Source organism: Streptomyces sp. NPDC053750 (assembly GCF_044544295.1).
GTDB lineage: Bacteria > Actinomycetota > Actinomycetes > Streptomycetales > Streptomycetaceae > Streptomyces.
The window spans coordinates 897,979-922,465 of sequence record NZ_JBITXB010000002.1 but is presented as its reverse complement, the minus strand read 5'-3'; the positions used below and the strand labels follow the sequence as shown (position 1 = coordinate 922,465).

Here is a 24,487-nt window from a genome sequence, read left to right as displayed (position 1 = left end):
CGCATCCGCGCCAAGCTCAACATCAACAGCACGGCCGAGCTCACCCGGCTGGCCATCTCCCTGGGCCTGTGACACCCCACCGCCCGAATCCGGCCACACGGCCGGACGGCCGCCCGTAGCCGGAAATCGGCGGCCCGGTGGGAGTGCGGTCGGGTGCCTGGAGCGGCGCTGCGGGCGCGGGCGGCCTGGGCTCCCACACCTCCAACATCAACGTGGTCCCGCGAGCCGCCACTTGAGACGCACCCGCCCTGCGCATTCCGCACGCGGCACGTTCTGGGGATGGCGTGCGGAGCGGGCAGCCCGGCGGCCGGGCAGGACGTCGGCACTGCCGTGATCGCCGCCGCGTGTCACTTCTCCTCGCCCCGTCGGCTCCTGCGTCCCGGTGCGCCGGGCTCGGGTCCGGGCACCGGCATCACCTGGCATCATGGGGCCGAACGGAGATCCACCCGTTCTGGGTCGCAGTGGGGGCGAGGTCAGTGCAGCACCGGAATCCGGCCGACGATCACGTGCAAACCCTCCACCAGCAGGGCTGGGATGCCGCCTGTTCGTTGCACCGGCACCTCAGCGGCGGAGGCGAACTGGCCCCGATTGCCACGCCGGGCGTGCTGCTCGAAGTGGGTGAGACCGCCTACGGCGACGTGACCGCGCACTACGCCCGCTTCTACGCCATGAACGTGACCTACAACCAGCGCTCCGGCTTCTACTTCGGGTCACCGCTGTTCGTCGCCGCCGGTCTGGTCGGGGACGCGGTCGCCAATAGCAGTGCCCGCAGCAGGGCGCAGGCGATGGCGCAGGCGCAGTGGCGCGACTTCTCCCCCTGCCGCGCGATACTGACCGACCGCCGCATGCTGTTGCACGTCGCGGCCGAGAACCGCTGGGTGTCGCTGCGACACGACGAGACCATCAGCTTCCTTCCCATGATCGACCAATGGGCGCTGTTCACGGACTACCAGCAGTGGGAGCCGATGCGGCTGGCCGGGCCGAGCGTGCCGTGGTTCACCGCCGCGACGGTCAGCGTGCTCAACCGGGGCCGGTCCGAGCACCAGAAGCTCCCGCCGTTGCCGCTGCCCGTCTGACACACGCCCGCGCCACCTTCACCGCTCCTCCCCCGAGGCTGGCCGCCGTCACCGTAAAGGCACTTGACCTCCTCGCTGAAAGTTATTGACAGCGACTTGGCGATCCGTTGAAACTAACTTCCACTCCGGGAAGAGCGGCTCCGCACGCCGTCCGCGACGAGGGAGGGGCGACCGAATGACCACCCCCGTGCACGAACCGGCCGAGGGAACCACCGGCACGCACCAAGGGCGCAGGGCACTGGTGGCGGGTTCGGTCGGGAACTTCATCGAGTGGTACGAGTTCGGCGTCTACGGCTACTTCGCCACCATCATCGCGGCCAACTTCTTCACCCCCGACGGAGGCGGCGACGCCGAGGCGCTCGTCAAGACATACGCGTCCTTTGCCCTCGCCTTCTTCTTCCGGCCGGTCGGCGCGGTCTTCTTCGGCCGCTTCGGTGACCGGATCGGCCGACGCCCCACGCTCATCCTCGTCGTCCTGCTGATGACCGCGGCCACCACCCTCATCGGCCTGCTGCCGACGTACGCCACGGTGGGCGCGGCGGCGCCGTGGCTTCTCACGCTGCTGCGTGCGGTCCAGGGCCTGTCCGCGGGAGGGGAGTTCGGCGGCGCCGTCTCGATCATGACCGAGTTCGCGCCGCCCGGCAGGCGCGGCCTGTACGGGGCCTGGCAGTCCTTCACGGTGGCACTCGGACTGCTCGCCGGCGCGGGCATCGCGGCCCTGCTGGCCACCGCGCTGAGCGAGGACGCGCTCCACGACTGGGGCTGGCGGCTGCCGTTCCTGCTCACCCTGCCGCTGGGACTCGCCGCCCTGTGGCTGCGGCTGAAGCTGGAGGAGACACCCTCCTACCGGCGGACCACGCGGCCCCGGAGTCCGGCAGCGGAGGACGGTCCAGGCACGGTGCCGGTGGCCGACGCCCCGGCGCGCGAGGTCGCCAAGGCCATCGCGCTCGGCGCCGGCCGTCTGATGGGCTGGTCGGCGGCCGGTTACACCTTCCTCGTCGTCATGCCGTCGTATCTGCAGAGCACGTTGAACGCGACCTTCCAGCAGGCGCTGGTCGCCACGGTCGTCGCCAATGTCGGCTTCGCGGCCTCCATCCTCCCGGCCGGCGCCCTCAGCGACCGGATCGGTCGGCGCGCGGTGATGGTGGCGGGCTCGGTCCTCGTGGCCCTCCTCGCCTTCCCCCTGCTGGGCCTGCTGCAGGACCCCGGCGCCTCGACGGCGGCCAAGGGCGCCGCGGTGTTCGCCGCGGGCGCCGTGGTCGGGTTGATGGCGGGCCCCGGGCCCGCGATGCTCGCCGAGATGTTCCCGACCGGCGTCCGCTACACCGGGCTGGGACTGGCGTACGCGCTGTCGAACGCGGTCTTCTCCGGCTGCGCGGGCCTGATCATCACCGAGGTGATCGAACGGACCGGCGACGTGGACATCCCCGCCTACTACGTGGCCGTGACCTGTGCCGTCAGTACGCTCGCCCTGGCCACCCTGCGCGGTGACGACCACCGTCGCGCGTTGCGCGACTGACCCGACGGCAGCCTGGCGAGGGACGGAGGATCGGCGATGCGGGTGATCGGGATGATGTCGGGCACGTCCCACGACGCGGTCGACGCCGCCGCCGCCGATCTCGTGCTGCACGGCGACAGCCTGCTGCTCAGACCTCTCGGCATGGTGAGCGCCCCCTATCCGGAGGATCTGCGGGCGGCCCTGGCCGCCGCGCTGCCGCCCGCGTCGACCACGCTGCGGGAGGTCTGCCGGCTCGACACCCGGATCGGTCAGGCGTTCGCGGCGCTGGCCGTCCGGGCCAACCGCGAACTGTGTGACGAGCGTGCCGAACTCGTGGTCTCGCACGGTCAGACCGTCTACCACTGGGTGGAGCGGGGGCGGGTGCACGGGACGCTGCAGATCGGCTCGGCCGCCTGGATCGCCGAGGCCACCGGCTGCCCGGTCGTGTCCGATCTGCGCAGCCGCGACGTCGTCTCCGGTGGTCAGGGCGCGCCGCTGGTGAGCATGGTCGACGTCATGTGGCTGCGCGGGCGGCCCGGCGTGCCCGCCGCGCTGAACCTCGGGGGCATCGCCAACCTGACCGTGGCGGCCGGGGAGTCCGGTCCCCTGGCCTTCGACACCGGCCCCGCCAACGCCCTCGTCGACGCGGCCGTCCAGGCCCTCACCGGCGGGCGGCTGGTCTACGACCGGGACGGCGCCCTGGCCGCCCGCGGCACCGTCGACGACGCGCTGCTGCGGCGGCTGCTCGACGAGCCGTACTACGCCGAGCCGCCACCGAAGACGACCGGCAAGGAGCTTTTCCACTGGCCCTACCTCCAGCACGCCCTGACCGGCTTGGCGCAGCTTCCCGTCGAGGACGTGGTGGCCACCGTCACCCGGCTCACCGCCCGCACCGTCGCCGACGCGGTCCGCTCGGCCGGTGCGAGCGAGGTCCTCGCCTCGGGCGGCGGAACCCGCAACCCGACCCTGATGGCGATGCTCGCCGACGCACTCGGCGACATCCCGCTGCGGACCTCCGACGACCTCGGGCTGCCGTCGGCGGCCAAGGAGGCCTACGCCTTCGCCGTCCTGGGCTTCCTGACCGCGCACGGGCTGCCCGGGACGGTCGCGGCGTGCACCGGCGCCCGGCACCCCAGCGTCCTCGGGTCGATCACACCCGGCCGGCGAGGGCTGCGGCTGCCGGAGCCCTCGCCGACCGCGCCCGTGAATCTGCGCACGGTGCCGGCCTGGCGGCGGTCGCGCGATCTCAGTTGATGATTTCGGCGCGGCCGTCCAGACGCATCGCGGCCAATCGGTCTCTCCACGCCTGGAGGGCGTCGGGCGTCTGCCGCGTCCAGTCCGAGACCTCCCCGACGATCCGGAGCGGTTCCCTGCTGCGGTAGGAGCGGGTGGGATTGCCGGGGAACTTCTTGTCGGTGACGTTGGGGTCGTTCTCGAAGTCCCCGGTCGGTTCGACGAGATACACCCGCGGGGAGCCGTCGCCGGCGGCGAGTTCGGCGGCGAGTCCCGCGCCGTCGCGCAACGCGGTGAAGTAGATGTGATTCATCACGACTTCGGGACGGTAGTTGGACCGGAATCCGGCGGTGAGGTGATCCCCGATCCGCAGGTCGGCCTTCGTGCCGTGAAAGAAGGGCCCCTCGTCCAACACCTGGTCCATCAGCACAAGTTATCAAACCGAGCCGCGGTGGTGACGGGCCCTTGGGGCCGGCCCGGGTGTCAGACGTGGGTGTACAGGGCGGCGTACTCCTGGCTGGGCGGGACGACGGTGATGACGTCGATCAGCACGTCGTCCGGAGCGGCGATGATGAAGTGGCGCTGACCGAACTCCTCCGTACGCAGGGGCAGCACCTCGGACAGGCCGGCCTCGGCCACGAGCCGCTGGTGCTCGGCGTCGACGTCGTCCACTTCGAAGTTCAGCAGCAGGCCTCCCCGGAGCGCGGCCCGATGGCCTTCGGGGACGGTCGGGTGGGTGTGGTCGAGGAGGGCCAGCTCGTACTGCGGGGCGTCGGGGCGTCGCAGGCTGACGTACCAGTCCGCCTCGAAGGTCACGTCGAAGCCGAGGTGGCGGGTGTAGAAGTCACGGGAGGCCGCCACGTCCCGGCTGGCGAGCACCGGGTAGAAGCCGCCGAGCTTGGCCCGGGGCGTGGTCGTCGCGGGGTCGTTCGTCATGGCAGCGATCCTCCAGCTCCATTTCACATACCCGGAGTATGTGAATCGTGACGTTAGCATACCCTCGGTACGCGAAAGGGAAAGGGCGGTGCGCGCGATGGCGGTCAGCCGGGCGGAGCAGCGGGCGGCCACGCGGCAGGCGCTGCTGGCCGAAGGGCGGCGGCGGTTCGCCGCCGACGGGTACCACCACGTGGTGCTGGCCGAGGTGGCGCGGGCCGCCGGGGTCACCAAGGGGGCCGCGTACCACCACTTCGACAGCAAGGCCGGGCTGTTCCGGGCCGTTGTCGGCGAGGTGCAGCAGGAACTGGGCGAGCGGGTCGCGACCGAGGCCGAAGGCCAGGACGACCTCTGGGAGCAGCTCCGGGCCGGCTGCCGGGCCTTCCTGACGGCGGGGACCGATCCGGCGGTGCGACAGATCCTGCTGGTCGACGCGCCGACCGTACTGGGCTGGGACGAGTGGCGGGCCGTGGACGAAGAGCACTCCGCCCGGCACCTGACGGAGGCCCTGACGGCGCTCGCCGCGGCCGGGACGATCGCCGATCAACCGGTGGAACCCCTGGCCCGGTTGCTCTCGGGGGCGATGAACGAGGCCGCGCTCTGGATCGCGCGGGGCGGGGACCCGCAGGCCGGGCAGCAGGCCCTCGACCGACTCCTGGCGGGACTGCGCGTCCCGGCCTGACGTGTCGCGCGGACGCTCGGCGTACGGACCCCGTCGGCGACGCCGCCCCGGCGGGTGAGCCGACCTTCACCCATGGCCGTACCGATGCGCCCGGCGCGGGGGCAGCCGCGCCTCCGGTTGCACGGAACCGCCCGGCCGGTCTCAGTGCGTACTACGGTCTTCTTCGCGCGGACTCGTCATGTCGGTTCGCGCAGAGGGCGGTTGATGCGGGTCCTCCGCATGCCCATGTGCGCCGTGGGGGCTGCCATGTCGGCAGTGCCGAGGAAGTATGAGCGGAGCACCCCGGCCAGGACAGTGGAGCGGTCATCGACCGTCCGCAGCCAGGAGAGCGGGCAAGGCACGGCCGAGGTCCCGCCCCGTGTAGTGCGCTCCTCGGCCACGCTGTATACGCGGCGAGGCCGGCGCTCTTGGGAACAAGATGGGGATGGCGCGACTTCCACATGCCGCGCAGGTCGCAGGAGGCTCTGCTGTCGACTGCAAACGTTCCCGGGCTGGGGAAGCCCTGCCCGGGAACAGCCGTCCTGCGAACCGGCCTCAGCCTCCGCCTCGCTCCTCAGCCTCGGCTTCGGTCATCAGCCGGCGGGCGGCGCCGGCTGAGGGGTGATGGGCGGGTGGCCCTGCAGGCCGCTGCCCAGACGGGGCTGCCCGGCCGCCAGCAGGCCGTACGACGCCGTGTCCAGGGTGCGGACACCGGTCGTGACGAGCCCAGTGTCCGATCCGGGCAGGGTGGTGAGAGCGCCGCTGCCGCCGTCCTCGCCCGGCGCCGCGATGGTCAGGTCCTTCCTGCCGTCGCCGTTGAAGTCCTCCAGCAACAGCTGCGCGCCGAACTCGTCACCGGACTCGTTCTCGCCGGGTATCCCCTCGGAGCCCTGGTCGAAGACCTGACGGCCCGTGGTGACGAGCCCGATGCGGTTGCCGTACAGGACGACGACATGGCCGGCGTCGGCAACGGTCTCGCCGTCGGTGTCCTCGTTGGGGTCGCCGGCGACAAGGTCGTCGTAGCCGTCGCCATTGATGTCACCCGCGGCGAGCCCGGCACCGTAGCGGTCGTAGATCCGGTCCTCGCCGGGCGCGCCGAAATCGGCCTGGTTCATGGTGTAGGAGCGGTCGTAGTCCCCCGTCCAGGTCGGGTCCGTCGCGGAAGCGGGGCCGCCCGGAACGTAGTTGATCTCGCCGCCCTTGCAGTCGCGTGCGGTGACGATGTCCGTGTAGCCGTCGCCGTTGAAGTCACCGAAGGCGGACGCGTAACCACGGGCGGCCAGGTCGTAGGGGGAGGGATTCAGGCCCAGCACGCCGGAGTCCCCGGCGCCGCTCCGGTGGAGGCTGCGGTGATTGACCAGCAGGTCGTCGGCGCCGTCACCGGTGACGTCACCGGCCGTAAGGGCGGTGACCTCACCGTTCCAGGTGTACAGGTAGCCCAGCGGGTAGGTCCCGCCGTTGCCTCCGTCCCTCGTGAAGCCGCCCGCGTACAGCCACGCCTCGGGCGAGGTGTTGCCGGTCGCCAGGTCCGCCCTGCCGTCACCGTTGAAGTCGCCCGCGGCGAGGGTCCGACCGTGGGCCTGGTGGTTCTGGGTCGCGGGGTCGGTGAGGGTAGCGCTGCCCGCGATGCCGGCCGCCGAGCCCCAGAGGATCTGGACCGAGCCGGCCTCCGCCTCACCCGCGACGTCCTCGCCCGGCACACCTGCCGCGAGGTCGTCGTAGCCGTCGCCGTCGAAGTCGGCCACGGCCACCGAGAAGCCGAAGTGGTCCCCGGCGTCCGCCTCCCCGCCCACGCCTTCCGTGTTCTGGCTGAAGGTGGCCCGGTCGCCCTGCCCGACGCCCGCCCCGGCCGCTGAGCCGAAGGCGACGGTGACGACACCGGCGCCCGCCGCGCCGTCGACCGTCGCGTCGGGGGCCGAGGCGACGAGGTCCACATGGCCGTCACCGTTGAAGTCACCGGTGAGGCCCGACACCGCGGCGTGTCCGCCGACCGCCGCGGACGCAGTGCCGGTCATGACGGGGACGAGCACTCCACCGGTGAGCACGGCGAGCGACAGGGCCCCCCGCACCATCCGGGCGGCGCGGAACGCCTGGCGTGTTGTGGGTCGTTCACGTCTGGATGACACACTTCTCCCTGCGGAGTAGTACGTACGACGTCTCGGACGCCAGCCCGTCGATCACGGACACGGACGACCATAGGACGGCGGACTGACAACTGCCCTCTCGCACGTAGTCGTTGCCGCGCGGATGCGGTGACCTCGCGGCATTTGGTGCGGGATCTTCCAGCGCGCGGATCACTGGTGATCAAAGTCGGTGGCCGCGGCGGTGGCGACGGACGCGACTCCCGGCGTGACGCTTCATGAGAACGAGACCCCGATCGACCGGAATCTTGGTTCGCTTCCTGCTGAAGGCGCAGTGCCCTTCGTCCTGCAGCGAACTGAACCCCGGCGAGGGGACCGGCCCCGAAGCAGCCGCGCGACACACGCTCCGTCTGCTGGCCGGGCACATCTTGCACCTTCCCGAGGAAATCAGCGACCTCACCAAGCGGATCACGACGGCCATGGGCGACTGCGCGCCCAAGCTCCTCGATGTCTACAGCGTCGGCCCCGACACGGCTGCCACACTACTGACAGCGGCCGACGACAACCCGCAGCGGATGGGCAGCGAGGCATCCTTCGCCGCTCTCTGTGGGGCGAGCCCCGTCGAAGCCTCCTCCGGCAAGACCCGACGTCGCAGACGAGCCACGCGGCGACCGCGTCGTGCGGGCCGCCGAGCGCCTGATTGCAGTAGGTGCCGCGCTGTCGAAGTCCAGCCGGTCAGCCCGCCGTCCACGGGCGGAGTTTGTCAGGGTTGCGCACTGCCCAGATGTGCGTGATCCGGTCGTCCGCGACGTCGAACGCGTATACGGCCACGGTGACGTCTTCGTGCTCGATCACCAGACCGGCCCGGCCGTTGACCGTGCGCTCCAGGACCGTCAGGCCGCCAGACGCCCGGACGGCGAGGTCGGTAAGGTAGCGCGCGATTCCTTCGCCGCCCTCAATCGGGTGGAGCGCGGCGGCGACCACGCCGCCGCCGTCCGCCGTGAACGTCGCGCCGGGGGCGAGGAGTCTGATGAGGGCGTTGATGTCCTGCGCGTCCCACGCCTGCTTGAAGTCCCTGACGAGGCCCGCCTGGTGGGCTGCCGGGGCCGCAGGGGGCAGGGAGGCCCGGACGCGGCGTCGGGCGGAGGAGGCCAGTTCGCGACATGCTGCCGGGGTGCGGCCGGTGATCCCGGCGATCTCGGCGAACGGATAGCCGAAGACATCGTGCAGGATGAGCGCGACGCGCTGAGCCGGGGTCATGGATTCGAGGGCGACGAGAAACGCCATGCTCACCGACTCGTCGAGCGTGACCCGGTCGGCCGGGTCCGCGGGACCGGTCGCGGCGGTGCCTGGGCGCCCGCTGATCCAGTCGGTCCGCTCGGGCAGCGGCTCTGGGATCCATTCGCCCGTGTAACGCTCGCGCCGCACCCGAGCCGAGCCGAGGAGGTTGAGGTCGAGCATGCCAACGGTGGGGTGGACGATCCGTTTGCGCTCGTCTCTGCGCACCCCCACGTCCTGGTCGGTCCAAAGCGCCTGGAACTCCGGCGACTGTTGGAGCAGTTCGTCCACCAGCTTGGTCGCCTCGGCGTCGCCCGGGCTGCGTCGCCCGATTGCCGCTCGCAGGTCGGCAACGAACGAGCGTGACTGCGGGGCGAGGTCCTCCGGCGGGTAGATCTGCCGCGAGGCCGGGTCGGTGAACCATCGGTAGATGAAGCTCGCCGCGCGGCCGTGGTGCGCGGACAGGTCGCCGAGCATGGCGATGGCGAGCGGGTTCTGGATCAGAACGGTGTGCAGGTCGGTGCTCACCATCGCCGGGGTCCCGTCAATTCGTGTCAGCAGGTCGAGCATCGCGGGGTGGACGTGTGACGCCGTCCCGCCCTGGTGGGGGATCGGACGGTTCGCCAACCGGTACAGATGGTCGCGTTCGTCGCGACTGAGGCGCAGGGCGCGGGCGAGCGCGGCGAGCATCTGGTCGGAGGGCTGCGAGCCGGCACCGCGCTCGAGCTCGGTGTAGTACTCCACCGAGGCGCCGGCCAGAACGGCGACCTCGTCGCGACGCAGACCGGGGACGCGGCGCCGCGGGCCGGGCGCGAGCCCGACCTCCTCGGGGCGGATCCGCTCGCGTCGCGAACGCAGGAAGCCACCGAGTTCGGAGTACCTCGTGTTCGTCGACATGGGCACAGCCTGCCTGGGCGGCGCCGTTGGAGCCAGGGGGTGTCGTCCCCACCTTTGGAAGCAACTGTCACGGATCCGTGCCGCGCCACAGAGTGGACGCCATGAACACCTCACTCACTGACACACTCACTGACTCCGGCGCATCGCCGGTCGCCGGCAAGACGGTCCTGATCACCGGTGGCACGAGCGGGATCGGCGCCGCGACCGCTCGGCTCCTGCTCGTGCGTGGCCACCGGGTCGCCGTCACCGGGCGCGACCCTGGTCGGCTCAAGGCCTTCCTCGACGAAGTCGGCCACGCGGACCGCGTCCTGGGCCTGGTGGCAGATGCCTCCGACTGGGACTCCACGAACACTGCGGTCACCAGCACGGTGGAGCGCTTCGGGTCCCTCGACGCGGCAATCGCGAACGCAGGCGGCGCGTCCGAGGATCACTTCCGGACGGGCGGTGCCGGCGTCATCGACGGCGGCGATCCGCAGCTGTGGGCGCCGATGGTACTCGCCAACGTGCTCGGCCCGGCTCTGCTGGCCAAGGCGACCCTGCCCCACCTCGAGCAGTCCCGCGGTCGGCTGGTGCTCATCGGCAGCGTGGCCGGAATCAAGAACAGCCCGGGCAACCTCTACTCCGCCACGAAGTGGGCAGTGGTCGGCTTCGCCGAGAACCTCCGCCTGCACGCCACGACCCGCGGCATCGGAGTCACGGTCGTGAACCCAGGCATGATCGACACCGCGTTCTGGCACGGCCAGGCTCCCCCCATCGCGATGAGCCCGGATTCGGTGGCCGAAGCGATCGGCTTCGCGCTCGACCAGCCGGCAGGCGTCGACCTCAACACGGTGACGATCCGTCCGATCGGCCAGCCCGTCTGACTCCAGGCGGGCAGCGTGCTCACGGATGCACCATCCTCGTGTCCGTGATCTTCGATGGATCGCATGCACCCGACCTGCTGCCGGGTCATCGCCCTGCTCGCTCGACGCATCGGACGTCCAGCATGAGTTCTGCGGGGCCCGGCAGAGGGGGCGCGTCGGTGGCCGGGGAAAGGTCGAGCCCTCCCGGTGATGAAGTCGTGCCCGGCCAGCGCCTTGACCCCGACCGTGCGGTACTGGCCTGCAAGGTCGTCGAGCCGGACGACTGGTGCCACCGCTGCGGCTTGCCAAGGCGCACCGCGCGACTCGGTGACCCGACGGCTTGCGCACAAGCCGTTCGGTTGGCGACCGACGACAAGCTGCTTTCTGCGTCCGGCGCCTCGACGGGCGCCTCAAGACCGCACGCTCCAGGCCAGCAGCTCGACGGCGCCGATGGCCTTGAGAGCGCCGGGGCTGAACTCCAGGACCCCCTGCGCAGAGGAGCCCACCGCGGCCAGCTTCTTCCGCGGCACGAACTTCTTGGAGCTGCCCACCAGGCAGACAGCGGCGAGCACTCCAGCGGTGATCCACAGCGCGACGTTCATCGTCAACTCCCTGATCGAGGACTTCCGCACCCGAGACGAGGCAGCGACTCGGCCCTGCAGAAGCATGCGGCTCTGCGCTGGTCGCTGCGGCCGTTACCTGCGTAGCGGCGGTTCTCGCGTGTCTTCACGTTGTGGTGGCGACGGATTACCGAGTTGTGTCCCGACCCGTCACGTGCGAAGCCGGATGACCCGGGGCTGCTGCCGTGGCGGTGCCAAGGAAGACGTAACCGTGCTTGTCATGGCGAGTGGCGACCACCAACCGGTTGATCGCGGGTTTCGAGCCCCGCAGACGCTTCGGGATGAACCCTCTCGCCACGGTCATGACCCCGGGCCGTAAGCTGCGGGCATGTGGCGGGGGAAGACGGGGGAACCCGGCGGGCGTCGGCGGCCCACCTGGTCGAACGACGAATGGAACCGTGCGGCCGCGCTGTGCGCGGGGCAGCTGCCGCTGGTGTGGCTGGCGTGGTGGTTCGCCATGGAGGCGGGCCGGGACGACTACGACCACGGTGGCGGCGGCTTCCTGGGCATCGTCTGCGTACCGCTGGTCCTGCCGTTGCTCGGTGTCCTGCACGCGACCGTGCAGATCATGCCCGCCGCGACGCTGGCCCGCCTGCGGCCCCGCACCGCCCGGGGGCCGGAGTGGTTCTGGCATCTGGCCGGGTCCGTGCTGATCGGCACTGGGTGGTCGGTGCTGGGGTGTGCGTTGTGGGGATGGCCGGTCTCCGACACCCTCCCGTGGTTCACCGGCGTCGGCGCCCTGCCGGTGCTGGTCCTCGCCCGCCTGCGCGGACGTCGGTGGGGATCGTGGGGTGTCTGGCTCCGTTCGGCGGGCGCGAGCTTCGTCCTCTTCGTCGTGTGCGGAGTGTCGGCGGCCTCGCTGGCCGGCGACTACGAACCCCCTGGGCTGTCCGCCGGGCAGCTCGTCGGGGACTGGCGCGGCGCGGACGGGGGCGTGCTGCGGCTGTCCCCCGGCGGCACGGCGGAACTGACCCACGTGCCGGCCCACAACGACGTCGACGAGGACGGCGACTTCACCCTGTGCGACGGGACCGGCACGTGGACGCGCGAAGGGGGGAGCGACGTGCGGGACACCGACCGCGACGGTGTCCTCGTACGCCTCGACGGCGAGTGTGGCCAGGAGACGTACTGGACGATCGGCGGCACCGAGCGGGACCCCGAGCTGTTCGTGCTGTTCGGCGACCCGGACGCCGGGGACCTGCGCATCCTGACCCGAGGCTGAACCCCGTACCCGACGACTTCAGCCCGGCAACCGGGACCACTTGAGCACCGCACTGCTGCTCTGATGTGCGGCCAAGGCTGGCCTCATCACGATCCAGCGGAAACAGCCGGGAAGCGCGCTGTTCTGGCGTTGTTCTGGCGGGGGGCGTCGCCACGCAACGGTCGGATCACCCTGGTGCGGTGGGACTTCGACCAAGGCGGTCGGTGTCAACGGCTGTCCACCGGTGCCTCGTTCGAGGCGGTGACCGCATCTGGATCGGTGGGACGTTGCGCCACCTCGGAGCCTTCCGCGGGTTGGGGCCTCGCCGTCCACAGGCCGGTGAACACGGCGGTGGCCAGGGTGAGGGCGCCGGCCACGACGAAGGCGCTGTTGAGGCTGGTCTCGAAGGGGGCGCCCCCCCGACTGCCGGGTGCGGACGACGGCTCCGAGCACCGCGCCGACCTGCCGGGTGGTGCTGCTGATGCCTGAGGCGAGGCCGCCCTCCTGCCCCTGACCGCTTGGATGGCGGCGCCTGTCAGTGGGGACAGGGTCAGGGCGAAGCCGATGCCGACGACTCCCAGCCGCCACCACACGTTCCCGTAACCGGTGTCCGCGTGCACCACTCCCAGTGCCACGAGCCCCCTCCGGCCAGGCCGAGGCCGGCGGTCACCACGATGCGGAAGCCGTAGCGGGCGGCGAGCCGTCCCGAGGGACCCCCCCCGAACCTCCTCCGGCGCCCGTCCGCACGGCCGAGGCGCGCCGTGCCTGAGCCGATCGGCCCGCCGAGGCTCTCCTACGGGCTCAGCCCTCGGGCACGCGCAGGGCCAGGAGGGCGACGTCGTCGTCGTTGTCGGCAGGGCGCACCCGGCGGAGCAGTTGGTCGGTGAACGAGGCGAGGGGGCGGTGGGCGAGGGCGGCGGCGTGTTGGCGCAGCCGGTGCAGGCCCGTATCCAGGCTCTGGCCGGGCGCTTCGATGAGGCCGTCCGTGTACAGCACCAGGGTGGACCCCGGTGGGAGCAGCGCTGTGGCGTCGGGGCGCCGGAGGCCCGCCTGGGTGCCCAGGAGGATGCCGTGGCCGTCGGTCAGGTAGGTCGTCAGGCCGTCCCGGCTGATCAGCAGCGGCGGAGGGTGGCCCGCGTTGGTCCATGACAGCTGCCAGTGACCGTCGTGGGCCGTTTCGATCCGGCCGAAGATCATGGTGGCCATGGCGACGTCGGTGATGTGCTGGATCGCCTCGTCGAGCCGTTCGACGATGCGACTGGGGGGTTCGTGCTGAGACCAGGCGTAGGCGCGGAGCATGTTGCGGACCTGGGCCATGCCGGCCGCCGCCTCCAGGTCGTGGCCGACGACGTCGCCGATGGCCAGGGCGGTGGACGCGTCGGCCAGGGGAAAGGCGTCGTACCAGTCGCCGCCGACGTGTGAGGCGTCGGGTGCGGGCAGGTACCGGACGGTCATCTCCAGGCCCGAGACGCCCGGCATCTGGGGCAGCAGGTGGTTCTGCATGGTCTCGGCCACCTTGCGCTGGCGCTGGTAGAGGCGGGCGTTGTCCAGGGCGAGGCCGGCCCGACGCGCGATGTCCTCGATCAGCGGAAGGTCCGTGGGGGCGAAGGCCGTCGGAGTCTCGGTACGGCCCAGGGTCAGCGCCCCCAGGACCGCGCGCGTGCTGCGGATGGGTGCGATGGCCGCGGAGTGCATTCCCGTGGCGTGGAACAGCCGGCCCTGCTCGACCGCGATGCCGGAATCGGGTGTCCCCTGGTAGGTCTGCGGACCGGCCAGGGTTGAGGAGACACCGCGCAGGGCTCTGGACAGGGGCATCGGGGATTCCTCGGGAATCGGCGGCATCGGTCCCTGCAGGTCCTCGTGCTGCACCAGCGTGTCGCCCTCGGCGTGGACCACGACGGTACGCCACACCTCGTCGCGTTCGGTGATCAGGTCGACGACCGCCCAGTCCGCCAGCCGGGGCACGACCAGGGCCACCAGCCGCCGCAGCGCCTCGTCGACGTCGAGAGTGGAGGTCAGCCGCGTGGTGGTCTCGGCCAGCAGGGCCAGCCGGTGCAGTTCCGACAGCGACCGGGCCGTCGGCTCCGGCCGCGGGCCGGTGACCCGTGGGTGTACGGGGGTGTGGAAGACGACGAGGGTGGTGACCCGGTGGTCGCCGATGCCGTACGGGGTGATGAGCCAGGAGATCGGCAGCACCGAACCGTCGGCGCGTGCGAAGTAGTCCTCATCGGCCTGGGCGGGGTGTCCGGCGTGGAATGCCTGTCGCATCGCGCATTGGGTCCTCGGCAGCTGCTGCCCCTGCGGACCGCGGTGCAGCAGGTCGTGCGCGTCATGGCCGAGGAGCTCTGCGGCGGGTCGGCCCAGCAGTTGCTCGGCGCGGGTGTTGACGGCGATGATGCAGCCCTGCTCGTCGACGACGTAGGCGCCCGCGCCGATGGCTTCCAGCGCGGCGGAAGCGGTCGGCACGGACAGCCCGTGGACCTGCGTGCGTTCCGGTCCTGTCATCGTGTGCCTCCTTGCCGGCCGGACCGGGCCGGCGCCCCGCCTGCCTCCCGTGTGCCCGGCCGCATGTGCCCTCGTCCGCTTTCCTGCCTTCCCCGTATGCCCATGTGTGTAAAGATCCCACGTCGGTCCGACGGCTTCGTCGAAGTTCGATCCGATGAAACCGGGCAGGAGCACCGCATGGGCCGGTTCTACCAGGGTCTGCTCGGGTGGCCGGTGCGGAGGGCGGAGCCTGGCTGGGGCGAGATCGGACCGTCCGACAGCGGCGCCGGGCTGTCGTTCCGGACGGAGCCGCTCTTCTCCCGCCCGCGGTGGCCCTCCAGCCGGACCGAGCAGCAGATGATGACGCACCTGGACATCGAGGTGGACGCCCTGGCGTCGGCCGTCGAGCACGCCCTCGCCTCGGGGGCGATCTTGGCCGGCTTCCAGCCCCAGACCGATGCGCGTCCCGTGCGACCCGGCGGGCCACCTGTTCTGCCTCTTCACGCGCTCCGGCCCGGGCGGCTGACGGGCCGGGCCCGCGATGCGCACCCGGAAAATGACGGGCGCGCCGCCGGGCCACGGAGGTAGCGTCCCGGAGCAGTGGTCCGGGAGCCGCTCCCGGAGGGACGGAGACGGAGCATGACAGGCGAGGACGTGGCCGGGCTGTTCGCCGACGAGACCCGGGTGCGGGTCTTCGCCGCTGTGGCGCTGGGCGCGACGAGCGCCGCCGAGGTCGTCGAGCGGACCGGGCTGTCGGCCAAGGAGGCCCTCCGCGCGCTGCACCGGCTCGAGGAACGGGAGGCCGTCGCAGCGAACGCCGGCGGCCTCGCGGTGTCCTACGACTCGTTCCGCCGCCTGGCGCGCGAGGCGACCGGACCCCGGCCCGCGCAGGACCACGGCACCGGGGACGAGCGGGTCGAGACGGTGCTCCGCACGTTCGTACGGGACGGACGGCTGGTGAAGCTTCCCGCGCAGTGGAGCCGGAAGAAGCTCGTACTGCGCCATATCGCCGAGCGCACGTTCGAGCCGGATCGGGAGTACCCGGAGCGCGAGGTCGACGAACGGCTCCGCGCGTGGTGCGAAGGTGGCCGACACGACCACGTGACCCTGCGTCGCTACCTCGTCGACCTGCGCCATCTGCACCGGAGCGACGGCATCTACCGCCGTCCGGCCGAGGACACGGCCCGGATCGGCTGAGGTACGCCGGTAACGCGCTTCGCCAGGCCATCCGGAGTCGCAGCCACCAGAAGAGGGGTCCGAGGACGCCGGAGCCCAGGCCATGGCCGGCGCCGCGCAGCAGGTGGCGGGTCAGCATGCCGTGACAGCGTGCGCCCCGGCGGCACGCGCGAGCACCCCCCCCCTCTACGCCGAACTCACCGGCCAGGGCTTGGCCGGCGACGCCCACCACCGCCCACAGGTCGGCGAGTTCAGCGAGGCGTCGTTGACGCGGATGAGCTCCCTTTCCGGAAGGGTCACGGCACACAGCCGTGCCGGGCTCCCTCGGTGGAGCCCGGCACGGTTCGACCGCCCGGTCCGTCGGCGCGACGTGAGTGCGGACCAGGGCGCTCAGGGGTGTCGCCGTCGAAGCGGCGTCTCAGTTGTTCAGAGCGTCGATGAGGGCCTTGGTGACGTCGTCCGTGGTGGCGGTGCCGCCGACGTCGCGGGTGAGGATGCCGGCGCCGGTGACGGTCTCGATGGCCTTGGTCAGTCGGGCGGCCTGGTCGGGCAGGCCGAAGTGGTCGAGCATGAGGGCGGCGCTGCCGACCGCCCCGATGGGGTTGGCCAGGCCCTGACCGGCGATGTCCGGGGCGGAGCCGTGGACGGGTTCGAACATGCTGGGGAAGCGGCGTTCGGGGTTGAGGTTGGCGCTGGCCGCGAGGCCGAGGCTGCCGGCCAGGGCGCTGCCGAGGTCGGAGAGGATGTCGGCGTTGAGGTTGGAGGCGACGACGACCGACAGGTCCTCGGGGTGCAGGACGAACTTGGCGGACATGGCGTCGACCAGGACACTCTCGGTCTCGACGTCGGGGTAGTCGGCTGCGACGCGCTTGAAGACGTCGTCCCACAGGACCATTCCGTACTGCTGGGCGTTGCTCTTGGTGACCGAGGAGACCTTGCGGCGGGTGCGGGTGCGTGCGAGGTCGAAGGCGAAGCGGATGATGCGTTCGCAGCCGACCTCGGTGAACAGGGCCGACTGGACGGCGACTTCGCCTCCGGGCCCGCGGCCGGAGAGGTTGCGGCCGCCGAGGCCGGCGTATTCGCCCTCGCTGTTCTCGCGGACGACGACCCAGTCGAGTTCGGTGTCGTCGGCCTTGCGCAGGGGGCTGGTGATGCCGGGCAGGAAGTGGACCGGGCGGACGTTGGCCCACTGGTCGAAGCTCTGGCAGATCTTCAGGCGCAGGCCCCACAGGCTGATGTGGTCGGGGACGGTGGGCCAGCCGACGGCACCGAAGTAGAGGGCGTCGAAGTCCTCGAGCTGCTCCAGGCCGTCGTCGGCCATCATCTTCCCGGTGCGGGCGTAGTAGTCGCTGCCCCAGTCGAACTCCTGCCAGTCGAAGGCGAAGGCCCCGTCACAGGCGTCGGCGAGGGCGTCCAGGACGGCGCGTCCTGACGCGACGACCTCGGCACCGACGCCGTCGGCGGGGATGGCCGCGATACGGAAGGTTCGAGTCTCGGGCACGGGGGCCTCCGGTTCTTGGACGACGCCCGTGCTCAACCGGGCAGGGGCGAACGCTGATCGAGTGCTGATCCGATGTGCTCTCGAGTCAACCGGTCGGCGGCACGGCGCGTCCAAGACGTGCTTCCGATACGACTCATAGGGATGACCGATCGGTGCAGGGGCAGAAGCGCGCCGTCACGCCTGCGGGTCGCGCGCCCGCCGCGCGGCCAGGGCCCGGGCCAGGTCGAGGAAGGCCCGCGCACCAGGGGTGAGATGGTCGGGCAGGCTGATCATCGCGACGTGGAGGTGGGCGGTCGGCGCGAGGGAGACGACCACCAGTCCACAGCGGCGGGCCAGTCGGGTCCAGGCGGCCGGCAGCACGGCGACGCCCACGCCGGTGAGCACCAGCGGCAGGATCGAGGTGCGGTGGTCCACGACGGCGACGATCTCCGTGCCTCCGCTGCGGGCGGTGATGTCGTCGACGATGGTCCGCATCAGGCTGCCCGGGCGGGAAGCGATCAGCTTGTGCCCGGCCAGGTCCTCGGGGCTCAGGACGTCGCCGTCCTCGAAGCCCGCGTCGGCCGCGGACACGACGACGAACGGTTGTTCCTCCACCGGCAGGACGTCGATGCCGGACGCGGTCACCGGCCGGGCGGCCCCCAGCAGCCCCAGCTCGCAGGCGCCGCTGCGGACCAGGTCGACGGTCTCCTCCGGAGTGAAGGCCGCCTGGGTGTTGATGGTGACGGCGGGGTGCAGTTCGGCGAACCGGTGGATCAGCGTGGTCAGCGGCTCGATGCCGGGTGAGGGCATGGCGGCTACCTCGACCGTGCCGCGGCCGAGCCCTGCCAGGTCGGCCGCCCGCGCCCGTACGGCGTCCAGGTCGCGCAGGACGCGGCGGCTCGGCTCCAGGAGCTGGGCGCCTGCCTCGCTCAGGACCACGCCGCGGCCCATGCGGTGGAAGAGGGAGACCCCCAGGTCCGCCTCCAGGTTGGCCATCGCCTGGGACAACGACGGCTGCGCCACGTGGAGCGCGGCGGCGGCCTTGCTGAAACCGCCGTGCTCCACGATGGCGAGGAAGTACTGCAACTGCCGGGCGTCCACTCCGCCTCCCCTGCCTTGCGTTATAGGGGCAGCCTATCGAGCAGGCGGACGATGACCCGGCTCGGGCAGGGAAGCCGGTTCGCCTCTCAGACCGACCGCGAAGGAACAGCAGAGGGCAGGTCGCCGGCCGGACGTGACCCCGGGCCCTGCTGATCGGCGCTCCCTTCCTCCACGCGCGCGGCGTCTCGTCCCTTCTGCGGCGACGTCACACCGTCTCGTTCGGGCTTCTCCTGTACCGCCTCCGGTTCGGGCAGGTCCTCCACGGGCTGTCCGGCCAGGACACGGCGGGCTCGTTCGAGGTCCAGTCCGTTCTCCCAGCGTGCGACGAACAGGGTGGCGACCGCGTTGCCGCAGAAGTTGACGACGGCCCGGCACTCGGACATGAACTTGTCGATGCCGAAGACGAGCATGATGCCCGCGGCGGGGACATGGCCGACGGTGGACAGCGTCGCGGTCAGGGCGATGAACCCGCCGCCGGCCACGCCGGCCGCGCCCTTGGACGTCAGCAGCATCACAGCGAGCAGGCCGAGCAGCTGGCCCGCCGACAGCGGGGTGTCGGTGGCCTGGGCGATGTAGAGGGTGGCCAGGGAGAGGTAGATCGCCGCGCCGTCCAGATTGAAACTGTAGCCGGTCGGCACCACGAGGCCGACGGTGGGCCGGTCGACCCCCATGAACTGCAGCTTGCGCATCAGCCCCGGCAGCGCCGGCTCGGCCGTCGAGGTGCCGAGCACCAGCAGCAGCTCCTCCTTGAAGTACCGCAGCAGCTGGAAGATGTTGAGCTTCACGTAGGCGGCCAGCACAGCCCCGAGGACGACCACCACGAAGAGGATCGAGGTGACGTAGAACAGCAGGATCAGCGAACCGAGGCTCGTCAGGGTGGACAGACCGAACTTGCCGATCGCGAAGGCCATCGCCCCGAAGGCGCCCAGCGGGGCCGCCTTCATCACGAACGCCAGGACCTTGAAGACGACCTCGGTCAGCCGGTTGACGGACGCGATGATCGGCTCGCCGGCCTTGCCCACCATCTTCAGCGCGATGCCGAAGAGCACGGCCAGGAAGATGACCTGGAGGATGTCCCCGTCGACGAACGCGCCGAAGAAGCTGTCCGGGACCAGGTTGGTCAAGAACTCCCACCAGTGCTGGTGCTCGCCCTTCTCGATGTACTGGCCGGCGTCCCCGGAGGTGTCCAGCTCGCCCACGTCGGCGTGCACGCCCTCGCCGAGCGGGAAGAGGTTGATGGCCACGAGGCCCGCCGCCATGGCCACGATGGTGCCGATCTGGAAGTAGGCGAGCGCCTTGACTCCCGTACGGCCCACCTTCTTCAGGTCCGCTACCCCGGCGATACCGCCGATGATGGTCAGGAACACGATCGGGCCGATGAGCATCTTCATCGCGGTGACGAACGTCGTGCCGATCGGCTCCATCGAGGTACCCAGATCCGGCCACCGCCAACCGAGCACGATACCGACGACGATGGCCACCAGGACCTGCACATAAAGCTGTCGGTACCAGGGCTTGGCCTTCACCACGCCGGTGTCGCCCGCGGCTTCGTCCGGGGTGTGCGTCATTGCAACCTCCATCCAGGCACGGCTGAACATCACCGACGCGCCACGAGAAGGTCCGATGCGGACGGCCACGACGACGATGTCCGCGGCGCCGGACCCGACCGGCACCGCCCTAACTAACGGGTCAGTGAAGCCGGACACACACGGGGAGGTCCACGACCAAAAATCGATGCCCTGTATAGGCGCACCCTATGAGAGCGCCGCCCATGGCCCACCGCTGGAACCGAGAGCTGCTCCCAGAGACCGGCGCCTGCGTCGATCATGGCGGTGTTGCGTGCGCTGAGGCCCGGAAGGCCGTGCCGGCGCATGAGCACGTGCATTCCGTCAGCAGGTCGCGGACGGCTGGACGGGCGTCGGGAACGCACGCCTGGGGCCCATGGTTCTCCCTGGACTGCTGACGGACCTTGGGCAGGGCGACTCCGTCTTCGGTCGCTTCGGTGCCCCGGCTTCGGTGAAGGCGTCGTCGACTGCCCTTTGGAATGACCGGCCCGGTAGAGCCGAGCTCCCGGCGCCGGCCTACCGGGGGACGGGCCCACGGATCCCCTCTGTCCGCATGCCCGGATGGTCGCCGGAAGCGATACTGGTACCAGCAGTGGGACGACGCCTGCCACACGCCGGGGCCGCGGGGCATCCGACGGCCGGCCTCCGCAGTGGCGCCGTCGCCGCCGCCGGAAGGGGCATCACGATGTGCCGCTGGATCGCCTACTCGGGTACACCCGTCCTCCTCAGCCAGGTTCTGTTCCAGCCGGAGCACTCCCTGATCGACCAGAGCCTGCACTCCCGCATGGGCGTGGAGACGACCAACGGCGATGGCTTCGGTATCGGCTGGTACCCACAGGAAACGGCCGATCCGGCGGTCCTGCGGGATGTCGGCCCGGCCTGGAACAACCGCAATCTGCGGGAGGTCGCCCACCACACCCGCTCGAAGCTCTTCTTCGGGCACATCAGGGCCTCGACCGGAACGGCCGTGCAGCAGAGCAACTGCCACCCCTTCCGGAGCGGTCGTTGGTTGTGGATGCACAACGGAGTCATCAACGAGTTCCGTCGCCTCCGGCGTGATCTCGCCCTGGTCGTCGATCCGGCCCTGTACGCCGATATCGAGGGCTCCACCGACTCCGAGGTCATGTTCTTCCTCGCCCTCACCTTCGGTCTGACGGACGACCCGCCCGGTGCGGTTGCGCGTATGGCGGGCCTGGTCGAGACGACCGCGGAGGCGCACGGCATCCGGCACCCGCTGCAGATGACCGTCGCGGTGAGTGACGGCGAGCGCATATGGGCCTTCCGATACTCCACCGAGGGCCGCTCGCGATCGCTGTACGTCAGCACCGAGGTGGACGCCCTGCGCGCACTCCACCCCGACGTGTCGTTCCTGCGTGAGCTGTCCGACGAGACCCGTCTCGTCGTGTCGGAGCCCCTGGGGGACCTGCCCGGCGCTTGGAACGAGGTACCCGAGAGCAGTTACGGCGTCGTCCAGCCGGGCCGGGGCGTACTCCGCCCCTTCACGCCCGAGTACGCCGACGGTGCAGGGCTGCGGGGCTGAGGTCCGTGGTCACGGCCGACGGCAGGGCCCGGCAACCGGCCGGTGCGGGCACCGACCCGCTGGGCGATCCGTACCTGCGCACACGGTTCGCCCTTCCCTCGCGGCCCGCCACGTTCCTGCGGCGCCAGCGGCTCGTCGTGCACCTGAACGAGGCACTGCGCACACCGCTGACGGTGGTCAACGGTTCAGCCGGCGCCGGCAAGACACTCCTGACGGCCGACTGGGCCGCGGGGCTGCGGCTGCCGGTCGCCTGGCTGACCGTCGAGGCCGGAGATCACCGACCTGGGGTCTTCTGGGCCTACGTCTTCGAGTCCCTGCGCGTGTGCGGGGCGCCGGCGGCCGGCACCGCCGGGGGCCCTGCGGACTCGAGCGGCGTGGGACGCGGGTTGCTGGCCTCGCTCGCCGCCGAACTGAACGCCCTCGACCGTCCCGTGGTCCTCGTTCTCGACGAGTACGACCGGATGACCTCCGCCGTGGTCGCGGAGCAGTTGGAGTTCGTCCTGCACCACGCCGGGCAAGGGCTGCGTCTCGTCCTCGTGACCCGGACCGAGCCGCTGCTCCCGCTGCACCGCTACCGTGCCGCCGACGAGCTGACCGAGATCCGCGGCGCCGAACTGTCCTTCACCCCGGAGGAAGCCGGCGCGCTGCTGCGACTGCACGGACTGCACCTTCCCGAGCACGCCGCGTCCGCTCTGGTGGACCGGACTCGGGGATGGGCCGCCGGGCTGCGGCTGTCCGCACTGGCGGCCCGGGAGAGCACCGACCCCGAGCAGTACCTGAAGGAGTTCGAGGCGGGCCACAGTACGGTCGCGGACTTCCTGCTGGCCGAGGTCCTGAAGGGGAGGACGGAGGAGACGCAGGACCTGCTGCTGCGGGTCAGCGTCCTGGACCGCTTCTGCCCGGAGCTGGCCGACGCCCTGACGCTGCGAACCGACGCCGGACCCCTCCTGGCCGGGCTGCACCGGGAGAACGCGTTCATCGAGAGGCTGGGGCACTCCTGGTACCGGCTGCACCCGCTCTTCCGGGAGATACTCCGGGCCCACCTGCGCGAACGCATGCCCGGTGTGGAACCGGAGCTGCACCTGCGGGCCGCGCGATGGCTGCGCCGTTCCGGCTTCCTCCCGGAGACGCTCGCCCATGGCGCCGCGGGCGGCGACTTCGATCTGGCCGCCGGCGCGCTCGTCGACAACCTCGCGATCGGCGAGCTCTTCACGGGCCTGCGCTCGGACGCTCTGGGCCAGCTCTTCGCGGGCATGGGGCCCGAAGCCGGAAGCCCGGCGAGCGACCTCGTACGGGCGGCCGACGCACTGGCCCGACGCGACCTCGATCACGGTCTGAACCAGCTGCGGCGGGCTGAGGAGAAGCTGTCCGACGCCGAGGACTCCCCGGGCCTGGCGGCGACCCGGCTGAGCTGCGCGTTGTTGGAGGCGCTGGCCGGCCGGCTCACCGGATGCCCCACCAGGGCCGAGCAGGCCGCCGCGACGGCCGGGGAACTGCGCCAGGACCTGCCGGACCACCTGCTGGACGAGCACCCGGAACTGACCGCCCTGCTGATGACACATGTGGGATCGGCCCGTCTGTGGGACGGACGCTTCGACGACGCGCGTGCCGTGCTGACCCGTGTTGCCGGTGCCCGGGGCGGGTCCGCCACCATCCTGCCCCGTACGGAGTCGATGGGGCACCTGGCGCTGATCGACTACCTGAACGGCTGGCTCGGCCGGGCAGAACGCAGGGCTCTGGCCGCCGTGTCCGAGGCGGAGCGGGCGGGTCTGCCCCGGCCTCCCGGCGCGGGCCTCGGCCGGCTGGTACTGGCCGCGGTGGCCGTGGACCGGCAGGAACTGGACCGGGCCCGGGTCCTGCTCGACGAGACGGCCCGGCTCCCGGAGCGGGAGCACGACCCGGTGCCGACGGCGGGGCGAGCCCTTGCCGCGTCACGCCTTCTCCTCGACGAGGGTGCCACGCACGCCGCCGCCGAGGCGGCGGAGCCGGCCGTGTCCGCAGCCGTGGCGTCCCCGTGGGCCGAGAGCCATGCGGCAGTCGTCCGCTCTGCCGCCTGCCTCGCCGACGGCCGGCCGGACGAAGCCGTGCGGCTTCTCGGCGGCGTCTCCGGCGACCAACCGGTGTGCGCCGTGGAAGCGGCGGCGATCCAGGTCGCCGCGGGGCGTCCCCATGCGGCAGCCGAACTGCTCGGTGCCGTTCGTGCCGAGGGACGCACGGGCTCCGCGGTGAGCGTGGGGGCAGCGCTGGTGCAGGCCCGGGCGGCCCAGGAATCGGGAGACACCGCCACCGCACGCAGGCTCCTCGCACGTGCTCTTCTCGACGCCCGGCGCGAGCGTCTGCGACGCCCTTTCCTCCAGGCGGGCGACTGGATCAGACCGCTGCTGGCCACGGCCTCGCTGCACGAACTCGCCGAGGACTGGCTCCTGTCCGGCCGGCCACGAGGTCACGGCGAGCCACTGGGGCCCGTACCCGAGTCCGCTCCCCCGGTGCCGGTGGAGCTGAGCGGACGCGAGCGTGACGTACTGCGGCGGCTGGCACGCATGATGACCACCGAGGAGATCGCGGCCGATCTGTACGTGTCGGTGAACACGGTCAAGACCCACCTCAAGAGCGCGTACCGGAAGCTGGCGGTGAACCGCCGCAGCGACGCGGTGCACCGCGCGCGCGACCTCGGCCAGCTGTGACAGGGCACCTGGGAGCCCGCGCCGTCCGACCCCGCTCGCGGTGAGCGTTTCGTGCCCGGGGAGGAGCGGACCTCCCCCGCAGGGGGTGAGGCGATCGGCGCCGCACTCGGGTCCGATGGGAGGAGCGTACGCCGGAA

The 24,487-nt window shown here is 71.4% G+C and carries 20 protein-coding genes and 3 pseudogenes; 12 read left to right on the top strand and 11 right to left on the bottom strand.

The window, feature by feature from the left end; genetic code table 11:
* Window positions 1-506: 506 nt before the first annotated feature.
* The 3 genes from ACIGO6_RS09570 (at window position 507) to ACIGO6_RS09560 (ending at window position 3,828) form a co-directional block, all read left to right on the top strand.
* Entirely contained in the window at window positions 507-1,076 is a 570-nt protein-coding gene (locus ACIGO6_RS09570; RefSeq protein ID WP_399873553.1) for a hypothetical protein, read from the top strand.
* A gap of 175 nt (window positions 1,077-1,251) precedes the next feature.
* Entirely contained in the window at window positions 1,252-2,595 is a 1,344-nt protein-coding gene (locus ACIGO6_RS09565) for an MFS transporter (protein WP_399873551.1), read from the top strand.
* A 36-nt stretch (window positions 2,596-2,631) separates the two neighbouring features.
* Complete coding sequence (locus ACIGO6_RS09560; RefSeq protein WP_399873548.1) at window positions 2,632-3,828, top strand: anhydro-N-acetylmuramic acid kinase; 1,197 nt, start codon at window positions 2,632-2,634, stop codon at window positions 3,826-3,828.
* Here ACIGO6_RS09560 and arr read toward each other — a convergent pair.
* Together arr and ACIGO6_RS09550 are read right to left on the bottom strand one after the other, a co-directional pair.
* Entirely contained in the window at window positions 3,821-4,231 is a 411-nt protein-coding gene (gene arr / locus ACIGO6_RS09555; RefSeq protein WP_399873546.1) for an NAD(+)--rifampin ADP-ribosyltransferase, read from the bottom strand. The two genes, ACIGO6_RS09560 and arr, sit on opposite strands and share 8 nt — an antisense overlap.
* 59 nt (window positions 4,232-4,290) lie before the next feature.
* A complete protein-coding gene (locus tag ACIGO6_RS09550; RefSeq protein WP_399873543.1) occupies window positions 4,291-4,743 on the bottom strand; it encodes a VOC family protein in 453 nt (150 codons plus the stop codon).
* 97 nt (window positions 4,744-4,840) lie between these two features.
* On the opposite strand from ACIGO6_RS09550, the gene ACIGO6_RS09545 reads away from it, so the two are divergent.
* Complete coding sequence (locus ACIGO6_RS09545; RefSeq protein WP_399873651.1) at window positions 4,841-5,422, top strand: TetR/AcrR family transcriptional regulator; 582 nt, start codon at window positions 4,841-4,843, stop codon at window positions 5,420-5,422.
* 572 nt (window positions 5,423-5,994) lie between these two features.
* Here ACIGO6_RS09545 and ACIGO6_RS09540 read toward each other — a convergent pair.
* A complete protein-coding gene (locus ACIGO6_RS09540) occupies window positions 5,995-7,527 on the bottom strand; it encodes a hypothetical protein (RefSeq protein ID WP_399873541.1) in 1,533 nt (510 codons plus the stop codon).
* Between the two features lie 233 nt (window positions 7,528-7,760).
* Here ACIGO6_RS09540 and ACIGO6_RS09535 point away from each other — a divergent pair, with 233 nt between their 5' ends.
* A complete protein-coding gene (locus tag ACIGO6_RS09535; RefSeq protein ID WP_399873538.1) occupies window positions 7,761-8,276 on the top strand; it encodes a transposase in 516 nt (171 codons plus the stop codon).
* Here ACIGO6_RS09535 and ACIGO6_RS09530 read toward each other — a convergent pair.
* Together ACIGO6_RS09530 and ACIGO6_RS09525 are read right to left on the bottom strand one after the other, a co-directional pair.
* On the bottom strand, window positions 8,218-9,330 hold the full coding sequence (locus tag ACIGO6_RS09530; RefSeq protein WP_399873648.1) for a sigma factor-like helix-turn-helix DNA-binding protein: 1,113 nt from the start codon (window positions 9,328-9,330) through the stop codon (window positions 8,218-8,220). The two genes, ACIGO6_RS09535 and ACIGO6_RS09530, sit on opposite strands and share 59 nt — an antisense overlap.
* 75 nt (window positions 9,331-9,405) lie before the next feature.
* A pseudogene (locus tag ACIGO6_RS09525) lies at window positions 9,406-9,657 on the bottom strand (helix-turn-helix domain-containing protein); the annotation flags it as partial.
* A gap of 101 nt (window positions 9,658-9,758) precedes the next feature.
* Between ACIGO6_RS09525 and ACIGO6_RS09520 the strand changes: the two are divergent.
* Both ACIGO6_RS09520 and ACIGO6_RS09515 read left to right on the top strand, forming a co-directional pair.
* Window positions 9,759-10,520: an SDR family oxidoreductase gene (locus tag ACIGO6_RS09520; protein ID WP_399873645.1), complete on the top strand. Its 762-nt coding sequence runs from the start codon at window positions 9,759-9,761 to the stop codon at window positions 10,518-10,520.
* A gap of 122 nt (window positions 10,521-10,642) precedes the next feature.
* A pseudogene (locus ACIGO6_RS09515) lies at window positions 10,643-10,874 on the top strand (ISL3 family transposase); the annotation flags it as partial.
* A gap of 35 nt (window positions 10,875-10,909) precedes the next feature.
* On the opposite strand, the gene ACIGO6_RS09510 reads toward ACIGO6_RS09515, so the two are convergent.
* The gene (locus ACIGO6_RS09510) at window positions 10,910-11,101 is read right to left on the bottom strand and encodes a hypothetical protein (protein ID WP_399873658.1); all 192 of its coding nucleotides are present in this window, start codon (window positions 11,099-11,101) and stop codon (window positions 10,910-10,912) included.
* Window positions 11,102-11,447: 346 nt separating this feature from the next.
* Here ACIGO6_RS09510 and ACIGO6_RS09505 point away from each other — a divergent pair, with 346 nt between their 5' ends.
* A complete protein-coding gene (locus ACIGO6_RS09505; RefSeq protein ID WP_399873536.1) occupies window positions 11,448-12,341 on the top strand; it encodes a hypothetical protein in 894 nt (297 codons plus the stop codon).
* A 206-nt stretch (window positions 12,342-12,547) separates the two neighbouring features.
* Here the strand turns inward: ACIGO6_RS09505 and ACIGO6_RS09500 are convergent.
* Both ACIGO6_RS09500 and ACIGO6_RS09495 read right to left on the bottom strand, forming a co-directional pair.
* Window positions 12,548-13,029 (bottom strand): annotated as a pseudogene (locus tag ACIGO6_RS09500) (MFS transporter); the annotation flags it as partial.
* A 92-nt stretch (window positions 13,030-13,121) separates the two neighbouring features.
* On the bottom strand, window positions 13,122-14,825 hold the full coding sequence (locus ACIGO6_RS09495; protein ID WP_399873533.1) for a SpoIIE family protein phosphatase: 1,704 nt from the start codon (window positions 14,823-14,825) through the stop codon (window positions 13,122-13,124).
* Between the two features lie 177 nt (window positions 14,826-15,002).
* On the opposite strand from ACIGO6_RS09495, the gene ACIGO6_RS09490 reads away from it, so the two are divergent.
* Together ACIGO6_RS09490 and ACIGO6_RS09485 are read left to right on the top strand one after the other, a co-directional pair.
* Window positions 15,003-15,392, top strand: coding sequence for a VOC family protein (locus ACIGO6_RS09490; RefSeq protein WP_399873531.1), 390 nt, complete (start codon window positions 15,003-15,005; stop codon window positions 15,390-15,392).
* Between the two features lie 51 nt (window positions 15,393-15,443).
* A complete protein-coding gene (locus tag ACIGO6_RS09485) occupies window positions 15,444-16,001 on the top strand; it encodes a DUF2087 domain-containing protein (RefSeq protein ID WP_399873529.1) in 558 nt (185 codons plus the stop codon).
* A 397-nt stretch (window positions 16,002-16,398) separates the two neighbouring features.
* On the opposite strand, the gene ACIGO6_RS09480 is transcribed toward ACIGO6_RS09485, so the two are convergent.
* From ACIGO6_RS09480 to dctA, 3 genes are all read right to left on the bottom strand, one after another.
* Window positions 16,399-17,481 (bottom strand): tartrate dehydrogenase, encoded by a 1,083-nt coding sequence (locus tag ACIGO6_RS09480; RefSeq protein WP_399873527.1) that lies wholly within the window; start codon window positions 17,479-17,481, stop codon window positions 16,399-16,401.
* 174 nt (window positions 17,482-17,655) lie between these two features.
* The gene (locus ACIGO6_RS09475; protein ID WP_399873524.1) at window positions 17,656-18,561 is read right to left on the bottom strand and encodes a LysR family transcriptional regulator; all 906 of its coding nucleotides are present in this window, start codon (window positions 18,559-18,561) and stop codon (window positions 17,656-17,658) included.
* Between the two features lie 86 nt (window positions 18,562-18,647).
* On the bottom strand, window positions 18,648-20,129 hold the full coding sequence (gene dctA / locus ACIGO6_RS09470; protein WP_399873521.1) for a C4-dicarboxylate transporter DctA: 1,482 nt from the start codon (window positions 20,127-20,129) through the stop codon (window positions 18,648-18,650).
* Window positions 20,130-20,811: 682 nt separating this feature from the next.
* Here dctA and ACIGO6_RS09465 point away from each other — a divergent pair.
* Together ACIGO6_RS09465 and ACIGO6_RS09460 are read left to right on the top strand one after the other, a co-directional pair.
* Window positions 20,812-21,666 (top strand): class II glutamine amidotransferase, encoded by an 855-nt coding sequence (locus ACIGO6_RS09465; RefSeq protein ID WP_399873519.1) that lies wholly within the window; start codon window positions 20,812-20,814, stop codon window positions 21,664-21,666.
* 5 nt (window positions 21,667-21,671) lie between these two features.
* The gene (locus ACIGO6_RS09460) at window positions 21,672-24,350 is read left to right on the top strand and encodes a LuxR C-terminal-related transcriptional regulator (RefSeq protein WP_399873516.1); all 2,679 of its coding nucleotides are present in this window, start codon (window positions 21,672-21,674) and stop codon (window positions 24,348-24,350) included.
* Window positions 24,351-24,487: the final 137 nt, after the last annotated feature.